Origin of the sequence: Rhizobium sp. FY34 (assembly GCF_005222845.1) — a bacterium.
Taxonomy (GTDB): Bacteria; Pseudomonadota; Alphaproteobacteria; order Rhizobiales; family Rhizobiaceae; genus Neorhizobium.
On the sequence record NZ_STFZ01000014.1, the window covers coordinates 80,119 to 96,152 of the forward strand.

16 protein-coding genes are annotated in these 16,034 nt (G+C 61.7%); 2 read left to right on the top strand and 14 right to left on the bottom strand.

The genetic code is table 11. The annotated features are described in order from the left end of the window. Positions 1–41 precede the first annotated feature (41 nt). The 5 genes from E8M77_RS11280 to E8M77_RS11300 form a co-directional block, all read right to left on the bottom strand. Positions 42–1,058: a LacI family DNA-binding transcriptional regulator gene (locus E8M77_RS11280; RefSeq protein ID WP_246659224.1), complete on the bottom strand. Its 1,017-nt coding sequence runs from the start codon at positions 1,056–1,058 to the stop codon at positions 42–44. 142 nt (positions 1,059–1,200) lie between these two features. Then, positions 1,201–1,533: a hypothetical protein gene (locus E8M77_RS11285; protein ID WP_137130738.1), complete on the bottom strand. Its 333-nt coding sequence runs from the start codon at positions 1,531–1,533 to the stop codon at positions 1,201–1,203. Beyond that, on the bottom strand, positions 1,530–2,420 hold the full coding sequence (locus E8M77_RS11290) for an NAD(P)-dependent oxidoreductase (protein WP_137130739.1): 891 nt from the start codon (positions 2,418–2,420) through the stop codon (positions 1,530–1,532). The genes E8M77_RS11285 and E8M77_RS11290 overlap by 4 nt, the downstream gene beginning before the upstream one ends. Further along, positions 2,417–2,914, bottom strand: a complete 498-nt coding sequence (locus E8M77_RS11295; RefSeq protein WP_246659225.1) for a gluconokinase — start codon at positions 2,912–2,914, stop codon at positions 2,417–2,419. The genes E8M77_RS11290 and E8M77_RS11295 overlap by 4 nt, the downstream gene beginning before the upstream one ends. A 7-nt stretch (positions 2,915–2,921) precedes the next feature. Next, on the bottom strand, positions 2,922–3,677 hold the full coding sequence (locus E8M77_RS11300; protein WP_137130741.1) for an SDR family oxidoreductase: 756 nt from the start codon (positions 3,675–3,677) through the stop codon (positions 2,922–2,924). Between the two features lie 88 nt (positions 3,678–3,765). Here E8M77_RS11300 and E8M77_RS11305 point away from each other — a divergent pair, with 88 nt between their 5' ends. Together E8M77_RS11305 and E8M77_RS11310 are read left to right on the top strand one after the other, a co-directional pair. After that, on the top strand, positions 3,766–4,713 hold the full coding sequence (locus E8M77_RS11305; RefSeq protein ID WP_170975827.1) for a 2-hydroxyacid dehydrogenase: 948 nt from the start codon (positions 3,766–3,768) through the stop codon (positions 4,711–4,713). A gap of 13 nt (positions 4,714–4,726) precedes the next feature. Next, positions 4,727–5,758 carry an L-idonate 5-dehydrogenase gene (locus tag E8M77_RS11310; RefSeq protein ID WP_137130743.1) on the top strand — a complete coding sequence of 344 codons (1,032 nt, stop codon included), beginning with the start codon at positions 4,727–4,729 and terminating at the stop codon, positions 5,756–5,758. Between the two features lie 21 nt (positions 5,759–5,779). Here the strand turns inward: E8M77_RS11310 and E8M77_RS11315 are convergent, their stop codons facing one another. The 9 genes from E8M77_RS11315 to E8M77_RS11355 all read right to left on the bottom strand — a co-directional run bounded on the left by E8M77_RS11315 (position 5,780) and on the right by E8M77_RS11355 (position 16,021). After that, entirely contained in the window at positions 5,780–7,180 is a 1,401-nt protein-coding gene (locus tag E8M77_RS11315) for a coniferyl aldehyde dehydrogenase (protein WP_137130744.1), read from the bottom strand. Beyond that, on the bottom strand, positions 7,177–8,772 hold the full coding sequence (locus E8M77_RS11320) for a GMC family oxidoreductase N-terminal domain-containing protein (protein WP_137130745.1): 1,596 nt from the start codon (positions 8,770–8,772) through the stop codon (positions 7,177–7,179). Before E8M77_RS11320 ends, E8M77_RS11315 begins: the two co-directional genes overlap by 4 nt. 58 nt (positions 8,773–8,830) lie before the next feature. After that, the gene (locus E8M77_RS11325) at positions 8,831–9,466 is read right to left on the bottom strand and encodes a TetR/AcrR family transcriptional regulator (RefSeq protein WP_205910475.1); all 636 of its coding nucleotides are present in this window, start codon (positions 9,464–9,466) and stop codon (positions 8,831–8,833) included. A gap of 77 nt (positions 9,467–9,543) precedes the next feature. Next, entirely contained in the window at positions 9,544–10,602 is a 1,059-nt protein-coding gene (locus tag E8M77_RS11330) for an LLM class flavin-dependent oxidoreductase (protein ID WP_137130747.1), read from the bottom strand. 124 nt (positions 10,603–10,726) lie between these two features. Beyond that, complete coding sequence (locus tag E8M77_RS11335) at positions 10,727–11,797, bottom strand: Gfo/Idh/MocA family oxidoreductase (protein ID WP_137130748.1); 1,071 nt, start codon at positions 11,795–11,797, stop codon at positions 10,727–10,729. Beyond that, complete coding sequence (locus E8M77_RS11340; protein WP_137130749.1) at positions 11,794–12,813, bottom strand: Gfo/Idh/MocA family oxidoreductase; 1,020 nt, start codon at positions 12,811–12,813, stop codon at positions 11,794–11,796. The genes E8M77_RS11335 and E8M77_RS11340 overlap by 4 nt, the downstream gene beginning before the upstream one ends. Positions 12,814–12,829: 16 nt before the next feature. Beyond that, positions 12,830–14,083: a Gfo/Idh/MocA family oxidoreductase gene (locus E8M77_RS11345; RefSeq protein WP_246659226.1), complete on the bottom strand. Its 1,254-nt coding sequence runs from the start codon at positions 14,081–14,083 to the stop codon at positions 12,830–12,832. 35 nt (positions 14,084–14,118) lie between these two features. After that, positions 14,119–15,237: a sn-glycerol-3-phosphate ABC transporter ATP-binding protein UgpC gene (gene ugpC, locus E8M77_RS11350; protein ID WP_137130751.1), complete on the bottom strand. Its 1,119-nt coding sequence runs from the start codon at positions 15,235–15,237 to the stop codon at positions 14,119–14,121. Between the two features lie 13 nt (positions 15,238–15,250). Then, a complete protein-coding gene (locus E8M77_RS11355; protein WP_246659245.1) occupies positions 15,251–16,021 on the bottom strand; it encodes a carbohydrate ABC transporter permease in 771 nt (256 codons plus the stop codon). Positions 16,022–16,034: the final 13 nt, after the last annotated feature.

The following is a 16,034-nucleotide window of genomic DNA, read 5'->3' on the forward strand; positions in this document are numbered from 1 at the left end:
GCGGGGAGGAGACATCCTTCCCGCCTTTGTCGTCTGGAAGATCAGCGGCTGCTTTCGCGGGCAATCAGCACCGGGTTGAAGCTGATCGTCTGCATGGCGCCCTGGGGAAATTTCCCATCCAGAACGTCGCTGATCAATTCGGCAGTGCGCGCGCCGATATCGCCGGCAAAGGCGTTGATGGTGGTGAGCGGCGGCACGCAGATCGCGCCGATATCATAATTGCCGAAGCCGCCGAGTGCCATATCCTCCGGCACCCGGACATTACGCCTTTGACATTCGGTGAGCGCGCCGAATGCGGAAAGATCCGACACGCAGATGGCAGCCTGGGTATCTGGAAAGCGTTCCAGAAGTTCGCTCATGGCCTTGGCGCCCTCGCGCATGCCGATCGGCGGTGCACCCGACGAGATCAGGCGCGTCGCATCAAGGCCGTGTTCGCGCATGGCGGCCACGAAACCGGCACGACGTTCGGCGCCGCGCGTATCATTGGCGGCATCGCCGCCCATGAAGGCAATCCGGCGATAGCCGGTTTCCACGAAGTGATCGACCATTTCGCGGATGGCCTGCGTGTTGGAAAAGCCCACGACATGGCCAATCGGCTTTTCCGGTAGTTCCCAGGTTTCCACCACCGGGATGCTGGCATTCGACAGAAGCTTGCGGGCACGCTCCGTATGCTGGCCGCCGGTAATGACGATGGCCTGCGGCTTGCGGCGCAGAAGCTGCTCGATCAGTCGCTCTTCCTCGTGAATATCGTAGTTTGTATAACCCAGCAGGATCTGCAGTCCGGCGCGCGACAGCCCGTCGGCCAGCTGGCGCACGGTTTCGGCAAAATTGGCATTGTTGATCGAGGGAATGGTAACGGCCACGAAATCCGTCTTCTGCGAGCGCAGGTTCGCTGCCGTGCTGTCGAACACATAGCCCAGCTCTTCTGCCGCAAGCAGGATCGCTTCGCGGGTTTCCTGGCTGACCGCGCTGTCGCGCTTGAAGGCGCGCGACACCGTCATCGGGGAAACGCCAAGCGATTTGGCAATATCGGCCATGGTGGGCGGCTTGCGGTTCATGCGCTATGTCTCATGTTATCGTTATCACAAGCACTACACGCTGAAAGCGAAGCGATGACAAGAGCGTGAACACGGCCAGGCTTTGATACCGACAACAAAAAAGCGGCACCCGCAGGTGCCGCAGTCAGGAGGAGCCCCTCAATCAGAGCACATGCTCATTGGCAAGTGTCACATGGTGATGGATGCGGCCGTCGAAGAACTCGGCCAGCACCGCTTCGGTGGCAGCCTTGGCTTCGGTGCGGGCCGGGCTTGCAAGTGCCGCTTCGACGCTTGCCAGATCCGGATAGTTGATTGCCAGGATCATCGGCAGTTCCGGCGCGCCATCGTCGCGGGCTTCGGCAAACGAAACACGCACGTCGAGCGCATGCGGAAACGCCTTCCATTTCGGCAGGATGCGTTCCATCACGGCCTTGCGGAACGCCTCGGTCTGGCCTTCCTTGACCTTGCCTTCAAACAGCGCAAAACGGGTAATCATTCTTCAAACCTCTCCCTGTTGGGTCCCCGGAAAAATTCCATCAAGGCCGCCTGATCCTCGCCGCCAAGGCCGGCCGCCGTCAGCATACGGTGCACTTCTGCGCAGGTGGCCGTCAGCGGCATGGCGGTATTGGTGCGGCGCGCCAGATCCTGCGCCCCGTTCAGATCCTTGACCATATTGTCGATACGGCCTGTGCGGCGGTAATCCTTGGCGACGAAACGCGGCATATATTCCTGCAGGATGGCGCTGTCGGCGCGCCCGCCCTTCAGCGCCTGCGGGATCTTGGCGGCATCGACGCCGGCATCGAGCGCCAGCTGGGTTGCTTCGGCGACCGCCAGGAAATTGAGGCCGCAGAGAACCTGGTTGATCAGCTTGGTCGTCTGGCCGGCGCCCACGGGCCCCATATGCGTATAGTTGCTCGCCACATGCTTCAGCACCGCATGGGCATCCGCCACGTCCTTGTCTGCACCGCCGGCCATCAGCGTCAGCTGTCCGATCAGCGCCTTCGGTGCGCCGCCGGACAAGGGACTATCGACCCAGCGCAGGCCTTTGTCTGCGGCATCCGCAGCCAGTTGCTTTGTTGCGTCGGGATCGATCGAGGACATGTCGATGATCAGTGTGCCAGGCTTGGCACCAGAGGCGACGCCCGTTTCGCCAAACACGGCGCGGCGAACGATGAGTGGCGAATTGAGGCTGAGGATCACCACATCGCTTTGCGCTGCGGCGTCAGCCGCCGTCGGGGCCGATGTGGCGCCGAGATCAACCAGCGCCTTCACCTTGTCGGCATCCAGATCGAAGACGCAAAGCCGGTTGCCGGTTTCCAAGAGGCGTGTGCCGATGGCGCCACCCATGGCGCCGGCTCCAATCAGGGCGACCGTGTTCGTCATGGCTTCAACTCCTTCAAGGCGGTGATGATGGATTGAACGACACTGTCCAGGCTCTGGTCGATATCGACGGTGACGGCCGCTTCGTCGGCCGCCGGTGGCTCGAGCGTGGCAAACTGGCTGTCGAGCAGCTTTGTCGGCATGAAATGGCCGGTGCGGGCGCCCATGCGCGCCGAGATGACGGCACGCGAGCCGGCCAGATGCACGAAGATGACCGGTGCCCCGGCAGTCTTGCGGATATGATCGCGATAGATGCGCTTCAGCGCCGAACATCCGATGATCAGTGTGCCATCCGCCTTCGACAGCGCTTCGCCAACCAGCGTCAGCCAGGGCCAGCGATCCTCGTCATTCAAGGCTTCGCCACGGCTCATCTTGTCGATATTGGCTTGCGGGTGGAGGTCGTCGCCATCGAAATAACGGGCATCGATGGCTTTCGCCAGCGCCTCGCCGACGGAGGACTTGCCGGAGCCGGCAACCCCCATCAGCACCAGGCGCATTGACCCTTTAGAGGGATGCTGTGATTCCGCCGTCGACATAGAGCACGTGTCCATTCACAAAGGAGGAGGCATTCGAGGCGAGGAAAATGCAGGCGCCGACGAGTTCATCGACCTGGCCCCAGCGACCCGCTGGCGTGCGCTTTTCCAGCCAGGCGGAAAAGGCCGGATCAGCCACAAGCGCTGCATTGAGCGGGGTATCGAAATAGCCCGGCGCAATGGCATTGCATTGCAGGCCGTATTTCGCCCAGTCGGTGGCCATGCCTTTTGTCAGGTTGCCGACAGCGCCTTTGGTGGCGGTATAGGGCGCGATGCCGGGGCGGGCAAGCGCGGTCTGGACGCTGGCAATATTGATGATCTTGCCGCGGCCGCGGGCTATCATGTGGCGCGCCACCGCCTGGCCGACATTGAAGACGGTCGAGACATTGGTGCGCAACAACTGCTCGAAGGCTTCCGCCGGAAAATCCTCCAGCGGTGTGCGGTGCTGCATGCCGGCATTGTTGACGAGAATGTCGATGGCGCCATGCTCTGCTTCGAAGGCATCGACAGCGGCCCTGACGGCTGCGTGATCGGTGGCATCAAAGGCCAAAGTATGTTTCACGCCAAGGCTTTCGGCCGCTGCCTGCAGCTTAGCCGCGTCGCGTCCATTGAGGACGACATCGGCGCCGGCCGCCTTCAGGCCCTTGGCCAGCGCAAAGCCGATGCCCTGCGACGAACCGGTGACAAGGGCACGCTTGCCCGTGAGATCGAACAGCTGAACGCTCAATTTTTCCTCCCGAAACGCATCTCGACAAGTCGAGTTGCTCTGTTTATGTTATCGATAACATTCAATGTCAAGGGACGGAGATACCGAAATGACAAAGCCCCATATCCTTCAGGTTGGGCCCTATCCGCAGTGGGATGAAGAGCCGTTGAACGCGGCCTTTGACGTGCATCGTTATTTCGATGCCGCAGACAAGGCAGCCTTCCTGCAGACGGTGGGACCGCAGATTCGCGGCATTGCGACCCGAGGAGAACTTGGGGCAAATCGCGCCATGATCCAGGCCTGCCCGAAGCTGGAAGTGATTTCCGTCTATGGCGTGGGTTTCGATGCCGTGGATCTGGAAGCCTGCCGCGAGCGTGGCATCCGGGTTACCAATACGCCGGACGTTCTGACCAATGATGTGGCCGATCTGGGTCTTGCCATGATGCTGTGCCTGTCGCGCGGCATGATCGGTGCGGAAACCTGGGTGCGCGATGGCAGCTGGGCCGCCAAGGGCCTTTATCCGCTGAAGCGCCGCGTCTGGGGCCGCAGGGCAGGCGTTCTCGGCCTTGGCCGCATCGGCTTTGAAGTTGCCAAGCGGCTCAAGGGTTTCGACATGCAGATCTCCTATTCCGATACCGGACCGAAGGATTATGCCAGCGACATGACCTTCGTTGCCGATCCGGTGGAGCTTGCGAGCGGCTGCGACTTCCTGTTCGTCACGCTTGCCGCTTCTGCCGCCACCCGCCACATCGTTGGCGAAAAGGTCATCGCGGCACTTGGGGCCGAAGGCATGCTGATCAATATTTCGCGTGCGTCCAATATCGATGAGGAAGCGCTGCTTTCGGCGCTGGAAACCGGCAAGCTTGGTTCGGCCGCACTTGATGTCTTTGAAGGCGAACCGAAGCTCAACCCGCGTTTTCTTGCGCTCGACAATGTGCTTTTGCAGCCGCATCACGCCTCTGGCACGATCGAGACCCGCCAGGCGATGGGCAAGCTCGTGCGCGACAATCTGATGGCGCATTTTGCCGGCCAGCCGCTTCTGACCCCGGTGCTGTGAGGAGGATAGACCCATGAAAGCCATCGTAGCACACGGCGCCAAGGATCTGCGCATCGAAGACCGCCCGCTGGACAAGCCAGGGCCCGGTGAAGTCCGGCTGCGGCTGGCGACCGGCGGCGTCTGCGGCAGCGACCTGCACTATTATAATCACGGCGGTTTCGGCACGGTGCGGCTGAAGGAACCGATGATCCTCGGTCACGAAGTCTCGGCCTATGTGGAAGAGCTTGGCGCCGGTGTGTCCGGCTTTACGCTCGGCCAGCTGGTGGCGGTTTCGCCGTCGCGCCCCTGCCGAACCTGCCGCTACTGCCAGCAGGGCCTGCACAACCAGTGCCTCAACATGCGTTTTTATGGCAGCGCCATGCCGTTTCCGCATATCCAGGGCGCCTTTCGCGAAAGCCTGGTCGCCGATCAGTTGCAATGCGTGGCAGCCGACGGGTTGACGCCGGGTGAAGCGGCCATGGCAGAACCGCTCGCTGTCGTGCTGCATGCTACGCGTCGCGCCGGTGAAATGCTGGGCAAGCGCGTGCTCGTCACCGGCTGCGGTCCAATCGGCGTGTTGTCGATCCTGGCTGCCCGCCGGGCAGGAGCCGCGGAAATCGTTGCGACGGATCTTTCCGATTTCACCTTGTCGCTGGCCGCCAAAGTGGGGGCTGATCGGGTGATCAATACGGCAAAGGAGCCCGATGCGCTGGTCGCCTATGGAGCGGACAAGGGCACGTTCGACGTGCTTTACGAGTGCTCCGGTGCCCAACCGGCCCTTGTCGCCGGCATTGCCGCCCTTCGCCCCCGCGGCGTCATCGTCCAGCTGGGTCTTGGCGGCGATATGAGCCTGCCGATGATGGCGATCACCGCCAAGGAGCTGGAGCTGCGCGGCTCCTTCCGCTTCCATGAGGAGTTCGCAACCGGTGTCGGCCTGATGCAGAAGGGGTTGATCGACGTCAAGCCGCTGATCACCCACACGGTCGGGCTCGATGAGGCGCTGTCGGCCTTCGAGATCGCCTCCGACAGAAGCCAGGCGATGAAGGCACAGATCGCCTTCTCGTAAATGCTACAATCTTGCGCCTCTTCAGCGGATCCCGCCGAGGAGGCGCAGCGCCAGCCGTGACAGCAGGCCCCAGGGCGGGCCGAACCATTCAAAGCCGTTGACCGGCCCGACCTTGTAGACGGCGCGTGCATGCGAAAGCCGTTTAAAGCCTTCATGCCCGTGATAGGCGCCCATGCCGCTGGGTCCGATGCCGCCAAAGGGCAGGCCGTGCTGTGCAATATGCAAAAGCGTGCCGTTCACCGTCACACCGCCGGACGTGGCGCGTGACAGGACTTCCTCCTCAACCTTGCGGTCATGGGTGAAGAGGTAGAGCGCCAGCGGCCGATCCCTGGAATTCACGAGGGCGAGCGCCTCGTCCAGCGTGTCATAGCCGATCACCGGCAGGATTGGTCCGAAGATTTCCTCGCGCATCAGCAGGCAGGTTGGCGGCGGATCGATGACCAGCGTTGGCGCGCATTGCCGGCTGTTTTGTATCCAGCTCTCATGGTTGAGAACCCTGCAGCCGGCATCCTGCACCTCAGCCAATGCCGCGTTGAGCCTGTCTTTGTGCCGATCGGTGATGATGGCGGAATAATCCTCATTGCCGATGACGCCCGGATAGGCCTCTTCGGCGCGTGCCAGAAAGGCTTTTGCGAAGGCGTCGATCTTGTCGCGTGGCACCAGCACGTAGTCGGGTGCGATACAGGTCTGCCCGGCATTGACGAATTTGCCAAAAGCAATGGATTGCACCGCCTTTTCCAGCGGATAATCCTCGGCCACGATGGCGGGCGACTTGCCGCCCAGCTCCAGTGTCACAGGCGTGAGATTTTCGGCGGCAGCGCGCATGACGGAGCGCCCGACAGTGGCCGAGCCGGTGAAGAACAGGTGATCGAAGGGCAGGGCGGCAAAGGCCTTTGCCACCTCGACATCGCCGGGAATGACTGTGATGTCTTGCGCATCAAACCGGCTGGCAATCAGGGTCGCAAACAGTTCGGAAAAGGCGGGCGTCAGTTCCGATGGCTTCACCATGACACGGTTGCCGGCTGCAAGCGCATCGGTGAGCGGCGAGACGGCGAGCAGCAGCGGATAGTTCCACGGCGAGATGATGCCGACAACGCCAAGCGGCTCGTGACGCAGCCAGGCTTTCGACGGCTGGAAGATGAGCTCGACCGGGCGCCGCTCATCCTTCATCCAGCCGGCGAGCTTGCGGCGCGCATGGGCAATGCCGCGCACGGCGGGCAGCAGTTCGAGAAGCTTCGTCTCGGACACCGAGCGGCCGCCAAAATCTGCCGAGATTGCCGTGCAAAGGGCGTCCGCATTGTCGATCAGCAGCGTTTGCAGCTGAAGCAGGCGATCACGCCGCAGGCTGGCATCCGGCGCAGGCATCTGGCGCGAGGCGGAAAACTGCGCATCGAAGCGCCCGCGAAGAATGGTCGTTATCATGTTGCCCGTCCGAGGATCAGATCCGCCGCCTTTTCGCCAATCATGGCAGACGGGGCCTGGGTGTTGCCGCTCACCAGTCTTGGCATGATGGAGGCATCGACGACGCGAAGCCCTTCCACGCCGCGAACCTTCAGCTGAGGATCGACCACGGATGCGTCGTCGCCTCCCATGCGGCAGGTGCCGACCGGGTGATAGATCGAATCGGCGCGGGCACGAATGGCGGCCTCCAGTGCTTGTGTATCTCTGTCATCGACCGGGTGAACCATCCGCCCAGCATAGCGTGCCAGCGGCTCGGCGCGAAGTATCTGATGCGCAAGCCGGGCACCGCGCATTAGCAGTTCAAGATCGCCGGGCGCCGACAGGAAATCCGGATCGATCAGCGGGCGGTGGCGCGGATTGGGCGAGGCAAGTGCAACGCGGCCCCGGCTTTGCGGCCGCAGCACACAGACATGCAGGGCAGCCCCGGTGGAGATGTGGAAGCGGCGGGCATGGTCATCGACAAGGCCGATGCAGAAATGCAGCTGCAGGTCCGGTCGATCAAGCTCCGGCCGGCTCCTGATGAAGCCGCCGGCTTCGGCAACATTGCTGGTGAGCAGGCCCTTGCCGCGCCGGTAGGCGCTAATGGCCGACAATCCTTCAAGGATCGCCGAAGGTGTGTAGCCCAGCAGGCCCTTGGCCTTGATCCTGACATTGACGGTGTAATCCAGATGGTCCTGCAGGTTTTCGCCGACCTCGTTTGCGGCATGCAGAACGGGGATGCCGACCCGCTGCAGCGCCGCCCCAGGCCCGATACCGGACAGCATCAAAAGCTGGGGCGAGGCAATGGCCCCGGCCGAGAGGATCACTTCGCGGCGTGCCTTGACCAGACGTTCGCCGCCGGGCCCGCGCAGCAGAACGCAGATGGCGCGCTTGCCGTCAAAGACGATCTTCAGCGCCTGGCTCTTAGGCAGTACCACGAGATTGGACGGGTAGGGGGCGCTTCCCAGATAGGCGCGGGCGGCATCCAGCCTTTCTCCATCCTTCTGGAACACCTGGTAGAGACCGACGCCCTCCTGCGACGGGCCGTTGAAATCATCGTTGCGGGGGATCTGGCAGCTGACCGATGCCTCGATGAAGGCCTCAGACAGCGGGCTCGGGCTGGCGAGATCGCTGACAATGAGCGGACCATCCGCGCCATGCCAGTCCGACTGGCCGCGCCGGTTGCCTTCCGCGCGCAGAAATAGCGGCGCCACATCCTTCCAGCCCCAGCCGGTGCAGCCAAGGCTTGCCCATTCATCATAATCCTCGCGCTGGCCGCGCACATAGATCATGGCATTGATGAGGCTTGATCCGCCAAGCCCACGCCCGCGTGGCATATAGCCCATGCGGCCGTTCAGAGCCTTTTGCGGTACCGTCTTCAGCGCATAGTTTTCCCAGTTCCAATAGGGGACAAGGGCCGCCATGCCGATCGGCACGATGGAGAGCAGGGAGGGTTTGCTCCGCCCGGCCTCGATCAGGATCACCCGCGGCTTGTCCGGGGCGGTGATCAGCCTTGCGGCCAGCGCCGCGCCGGCGGGACCTCCACCTATGATGACGTAATCGGCATCCTGCATCCCTCATGCCCTCCCAAGCATGTCGGCAGGCTAGCAAATTTGACGGTAGCGTCAAATTCTATTTCGGTGGGGTTGAAGACGTGTCCCAGCTGCCGATGCCGCCGACAATCAGACGGGTGATGAAGGTGACGGCCGATGCAACGTCGAGGTCTTGCCCCTCCCGCGCCTGGAGAAGAATTTCGAGCGCATTGGCGACAATGAGATTTGCCACCTGGGCAAGTTCGTGTGGGGAGAAGGTGGCTCCTGGCATGACGCGCAGGATATCGCTGCGGATATCGCTCAGGAGACCGCTGGTGGCATCCAGTGTGAAGAGATATGAGCGGATATGGTGCTGGTTCAATGCGCAGAAATCCAGCGCGCCTTCTATGCCCAGAATGAATTGCAGAAAATCGCGGTAGCTTTCCGCCAGCATCGGATCAAGCGCGGTCTGGCTTGCGCGAGCGGCCTGGGTGATGGTGCGGATCTGGTCGGCAAGATCGGCCAGAACCTCCTGAAATACTGCCTCGCGCGTGCCGTAATAATTGTAGAAGGTGCCGATGGAAGCGCCGCTGGTCGTCACGATATCGCGGACAGTTGAGGCATCCAGCCCCTTAGCACAAAATACCTGCCAGGCGGCAGCCTTGATCGCCTCGCGATTGCGCATGCGTGTCGCCTCCCGTTTGGGGGAGGCGGGTCTGTCGCTGATCGTCATCATCATTGTCTCGCGGCCAATCATGGGCGCGATGCTATACAAGCGGCGGGCAGTTTCCAGCAGGAAATCGCCCGTCTCCTTCAGAGTTTGCCGTGGTCGAGATTGGGCAGGACATAGCGGGAAAACAGATCGGCCTCGGCTGCATGCGGATAGCCGGAGAGAATGAAGGCCTCGATGCCCTCGGCGCGATAGGCATTGAGCTTGGCCAGCACCTGGTCCGGATCGCCGACGATGGCAGCTCCGCAGCCGGATCGGGCGCGCCCGATGCCGGTCCACAGATTGTCCTCGACATAGCCTTCCCGGCCTGACTGTTCGCGAAGCTCTGCCTGACGGCGCACGCCGACAGACCGGCTATCGAGCGATTTGGCGCGAATGGCAGCACCGGCCGCATCGTCAAGCTTCGACAATAGCCGGTCGGCGGCCGCACGGGCTTCCTCTTCCGTTTCGCGCACCACGACATGCACGCGGTAGCCGAAACGCAGGCTGCGGCCACGCTGTTGCGCCCGCGCCGTCAGATCCTTGATGATCTCGCGCACGGCCTCCATCCGGTCGGGCCACATCAGGTAGACATCCGCCCCTTCGGCCGCCGCCTGCCGCGCATCTTCCGACAGGCCGCCGAAATAAAACAGCGGACACTGGCCAGATAGGGTGGTGATGCGTGGCGGCTCCACCTTCAGCTTGTAGAATGTGCCGTCATGATCGACGGCTTGGCCGTTGAGAAGGTCGCGCATGATCGCCATGACCTCGATCGTGCGGGCATAGCGGGGCGCGCTCTCGAGGCTCTCGCCCGGCATTTCGCTGGAAATGATGTTGACGGCAAGCCGGCCTCCGGCAATGCGGTCGATGGTGGCGATCTGGCGTGCCAGTTGCGCCGGCCAGGCTTCGCCCATGCGCACTGCCATCAGCAGGCGGATCTTTTTCGTCAAAACCGCAATGGCCGAGGCAAAGGCTGTCGTGTCAATGCCGAGCGCATAGCCAGATGGCAGGAGAATATTGTCGAAGCCGCCACTTTCGGCCTGCAGCACGATATCGCGGCAATGTTCGAAACTCGATTGCAGCTTTGGATCAGGTTGCCCGAGAAATTCATAATCGTCATCGCAGAGCGCGGAAAACCACGCCACTTCGCAGGGCTTCGTCATCGGGCATGTCTCCTCCAAACCACTATACGCACTGCTATCAGTGCAAAACCAATCGCTAAAGAAAGGAAGTTGCACGCGATCCCGAGACTGTAGATTTAATTTCGATAATGGGCCGGTTTCTGCATCAGGCCTGCCAGCCGCCAAACAGCGGATGATCTTGGGCCAAGGGCAGGGTGACGATCTGGCGATTGCGCGCCGAGGCATAAAAGGCGGTGATCAGCTCGATCGAGTGATAGGCTTCCTGCAATGTGGGCAGGTAGAGATCCTGTTCGCCCGTCAGATGCCGATGAATATCGGCAAAGAAGCCGGGAAAGCGGGGCGGGATTTCAGGCGCCGCCTGAACGATCGCATCCACCTCCGCCTGCCGCTCCGGGTTACTCGCCTGATAGGTCCAGGGCACCGAGCAGATCTGGTAGGGCTCGTTGCTGGAGGTCACCGTCAGGTGTTCGAAACAGGCGCGCAGACGCGAAATATTGCCGGCGGAACCGAGCGTGACGGATGAGGTGATCATTGCCCCTTCGGTGGTCAGCATGGAGATCGCCGCGCAATCCTCTGTCTCGATCGGGTTAACGCGCGTATCGATGAAGGCCGCCACCTGCCGGACATTGCCCACGAGATGGGTGGCGAGATTGTGCAGATGGCAGGCGTGGCTCACCAGAACACCGCCCAGTTCTCCGGCCCAGGTGCCGCGCCAGGGTTCTGCATAATAGTCGGCGCCGCGCTGCCAGTGGGTCTCCAGCGAGACGACATGCGGACGCCCCAGAAGCCCGCGCAGCTTCAGTTCATGCAAAGCCCGGTAGCTGGTGCCATAGCGATACTGGAAAACGGGAAACACCTGCTTTCCGCTGGTCTCGGCTGCCTCCATGATGGAGCGCACATCGGCAAGCGAGCCCGCAAGTGGCTTTTCGCAGATGACATGCTTGCCGGCCTGAAGGGCAGCCAGTGTCACGGGTGCATGCAGTTTCGGCGGCAGGCAGATATCGATGATATCGATTGTCGGGTCAGCAAAGACGGCCTGCATGTCGGTGACGGCCTCTGCGGTCTTGACCAGCGCTGCGGCATCCTTGGCGCGATCAAGATTAAGGTCGCAGACGGTGGCGACCTCGAACTTGTCCGGCATGGCGGCATAGCCAATGACATGCGCCCGGCCGATGCCAGCGCCAATCACCGCAACGCGGATGAGAGTGACCTTCATGCGCGCTCACCCTCCGCCATCTGCTGGGCGCGCAGCGCCAGTTCCGTTGCCAGAAAGCCATGCGCCTGCGCCATCGCCGTGTCGCTGCCGGTTTCGATGTCGGCCATAAGCTTGGCAAAGAACGGCGTTCCAACGCCGGTCGCCTCCAGATGTGTCACGCCCTTGGCGTCGGCGAGAAACACGTGATCCTTGCCGGGACGCCCGGCGATATCGATATATTTGCGCAGCTCGATATAGCCCTCGGTGCCCAGAATGGTCATGCGCCCGTCACCCCAGGTCGGCAGACCATCGGGCGTCAGCCAATCGACGCGGGCATAGCCGCGCCCGCCATTGCCTTCCAGCAGCACTTCGCCGAAATCCTGGAACGACGGACGGTCGGCATTTGCGACATTGCCGATATGGGCGCTGATGACGCGGGCTTGCGTCGAGCCGGTGAAATGCAGGAACTGGTCGAACTGGTGAGCGCAGATATCGGTGAGTATGCCGCCATATTTCTGCCGGTCCCAGAACCAGTCGGGCCGCAGATGCGCATTGTGCCGGTGCGGTCCAAGACCCACCGTCTGCACCACGCGGCCGATGCGGCCTTCGGCAATCAGCCGGTCGGCAAGCGTGACGCTTTCCACCAAGAGCCGTTCGGAAAAGCACACCGTCCAGCGCCGACCGGTCTCGGTCACCGCCTGACGGATGTTTGCGAGTTGCTCCAGTTTCGTGCAGCCCGGCTTATCGACCAGCACATGCTTGCCGTGCCGCATGGCCTGGATCGCAATGCCGGCGCGCTCACTATTGACGGCAGACGAGACGATCAACTTTATCGTCTCGTCTGCGAGCAGGTCCTCGATGGAGCGCGCCGGCGCCTGCGGGTAGCTGTCGGTGAAGACCTTGCGCGTCGCATCGGGCGTGTCTGCCCCGGTTGTCCAGCCGGCAAGGCTTGCGCCGGCCGACAAAAGCCCGTTCACCATGCCGTAGATATGGTTGTGATCGATGCCGATCACGCCGATGCGAAGCTCAAAGGCCATGGGGTTCGTGCCTCACTCAGCTGAGCTTGATGCCGCGCGCGCGCAGCATGGACTGGATGTTGACGAGTGAGCCGCTTTCGATGGAGGCATTGGCGGCAATGCCGGTGAGGATCGACCAGGCGCCGCCAATATGATCGGACGCGCGGTTGTAGCGGTCGGGCTCCATGTTCTGCGGTGCGAAGATATAGCCGAGCATGACCGGGTCTGCGCCGCCGTGATGACCCTTGGCCTTCGGCACATCCAGCATGCGGGGCGGCTCGCCGGCCAGATGCAGTTCCGTCGTCACGGCATCCTCATCGGCATGGGCGCGTTCGCCACCAAACACGCCATGCACTTCCACGTGGCGGTGGGTGATGTCGCCCTTGGTGCCCTGGAACTTGATCTCCAGACCCTCCCAGGGGGAATAGGCCGTCAGCGTGTAATTGGCGGTCACGCCCGAGGCATAGCGGATATGCGCCTGCATCGTGTCCTCAATGCCGATTTCCTCGTCGAAGACGCAGAGATCGCGGAAATAGCCGTCATCGGTCTCGGCATCGAGATAGAGACTTTTGAGTGCAGGATCCTCTGCCATGTTCAGCTCGAAGTCGCATTTATGGGCGACGGGACAGTGCGCGCAGCGGCTGCCGCGTCCTTCGAGCCCGAGTTCCACGGCCATTTCCGGGCGATAGAAAGCGCGCCGTCCCGATGCCAGAACATCGGTCGGTACAGTGCCGAGCCACCAGTTCAACAGATCGAAATGATGCGTTGATTTGTGAACCAGGAGCCCGCCGGAATTTTCCTTCTGGCGGTGCCAGCGGCGGAAATAATCGGCACCATGCACCCGGTCGAGATGCCAGCGGAAATCCACCGCCGTCACCGTGCCGATCGCGCCCGAAGAGATCAGCTCCTTGATCTGCGTGCGGGCCGGTGAATAGCGGTAGTTGAAAGTGACCTTCACCTGACGGCCTGTGCGCGCCTGCGCATCGACAATCATCTTCAGTCGCGACAGATCGATGGTCAGCGGCTTTTCGCAGATCACATCGCAGCCGGCCTCGAAGGCGCGCACGATATAATCGGCATGCAGGAAATCAGGTGTCGCCACCACCACCGTATCCGGCTTCTGCTCTGCAATCAGCCGGTCGAAATCGTGTGCGAGATAGGTAGCCACGCCATTGGTGCCCGGCTTGGACGCCGCTTGCGCCGCCTGGCTGAGGCGGTGGGCATTGGTATCGCAGAGTGCGACGATATCATGGCTGTCGGCATAGTCCTCGATGACGGAATCGCGGAACATCTTGTGCCGCGAGCCACATCCTACAATGGCAATCTTCACTGGATCTGTCTTTCGTACTGGCTGGCATTCATAAGGCTAGTCTGGCTGGGTTCGATCCGCAGGCCGGCACTATCGAAATAATGGAGGTCGGCAAGGTTGAAGCCAAGGCTGACCGCCTCTCCCATGTGGAAATGTGCCCGGCTGTTGTCGCTGACAAGAAGTACCTGGCCGGAGGCAAGCGCGATGTGCAGCAGGGTTTCGCTGCCCAGATATTCCACCAGGCGAATGGTGCCCGGCAGGGTAATTTCACCCCAGCCGATGTGCACATCGGCAGGCCGCACGCAAATGGTCAAGGTCTTGTCAGAGGTTGGCAAGTCGGGAATGGCAAAGGGGGCAAGACCCGGAAGGCTTGCCATGCTCTGCCCGTTCTGGTGAACGCAGTCCGCCTTGAACATGTTGATTTTCGGTGAGCCGATGAAGCCCGCGACGAAGAGGTTCTGCGGGCGGGTGTAAAGCTCCTGCGGTGTTCCGACCTGTTCGATCTTGCCGGCGCGCAGCACGACGATGCGGGTTGCCATCGTCATGGCCTCCACCTGGTCATGCGTCACGTAGATCATGGTTGTGCCAAGCCTTGTATAAAGCGAGGCCAGTTCGGCGCGCATCTGCACGCGCAGTTCCGCATCAAGGTTAGACAGCGGCTCGTCAAACAGGAAGAGCTGCGGCTCGCGCACGATGGCGCGACCGATGGCGACGCGCTGCTTCTGGCCGCCCGAGAGCTGGCGCGGCTTGCGGTCCATCAGCTTTTCGATCTGCAGGATGCGGGCGGCATCCGCCACGCGCCGCTCCACCTCGGCCTTCGGCACCTTGAAATTCTGCAGGCCGAAGGCAAGGTTCTTCGCCACGCTCATATGCGGGTAAAGCGCATAGGACTGGAACACCATGGAAAGCTCCCGCTTGGAGGCGGGCAGGTCGTTCACCACCTTGGTGCCGATGGCAACCGTGCCCTCGCTGATATCCTCGAGCCCGGCAATCATGCGCAACAGTGTCGATTTCCCGCAGCCGGACGGGCCGACCAGGACCAGAAACTCGCCGTCATGGATATCGAGGTTCAACCCCTGGATCACCGAGAGGGCACCATAGCGCTTGCCGACGTTTCGTAGCGTCAATCCAGCCATTACACCTTGTTCCTTACTTCATTCCGGATGTGGCGATGCCACGCACGATCAGTTTCTGGAACAGGACGAAGAAGATGACGACCGGGACCAGGGAGAGCACCGACATCGCAAACATCTGGCCATAGGCCGACTGGCCCTCCTGGTCGAGGAAGAGGCGCAGCGCCAGCGGCACGGTGTAGCTTTTGATATCGTTGAGATAGATGAGCGGGGCGAGGAAATCCTCCCAGACCCAGATCAGCGAGAAGATGGCAGCCGTGCCCATGGCCGGCAGGGAAAGCGGCAGGATGATCGACCAGTAGATCTTGAAGGGCGAACAGCCATCGATCATCGCCGCCTCATCCAGTTCGCGCGGCAATTGCCGAAAGAATTGCACCATCAGGAAGATGAAGAAGGCGTCCGACGCCAGGAAGCGCGGCACCACCAGCGGCAGGTAGGTATCCACCCAGCCAAGGGCCAGAAACTGCACATATTGCGGGATGAGCACCACGTGATAGGGCACCATCAGCGTCATCATCATCAATGCGAAGAAGAAACTGCGGCCGGTAAATTGCAGCCGTGCAAAGGCATAGGCTGCAAAGGAGCAGGAGATGAGATTGCCGATCACCGACAGGACGGTGACGATGGCTGAGTTGATGTAGAAAGTGGTGAAGGAGATCGGCAGGGCATTCCAGCCCTTGGTATAATTGTCCAGCTGGAACTGCGAGGGCCACAGCGTCAGGCTGCCAAAGATCTCGTTTTCCGGCTTGAACGACGAGGCGAGCAGCCAGAACAGCGGATAGAGCATCACGCAGGATACG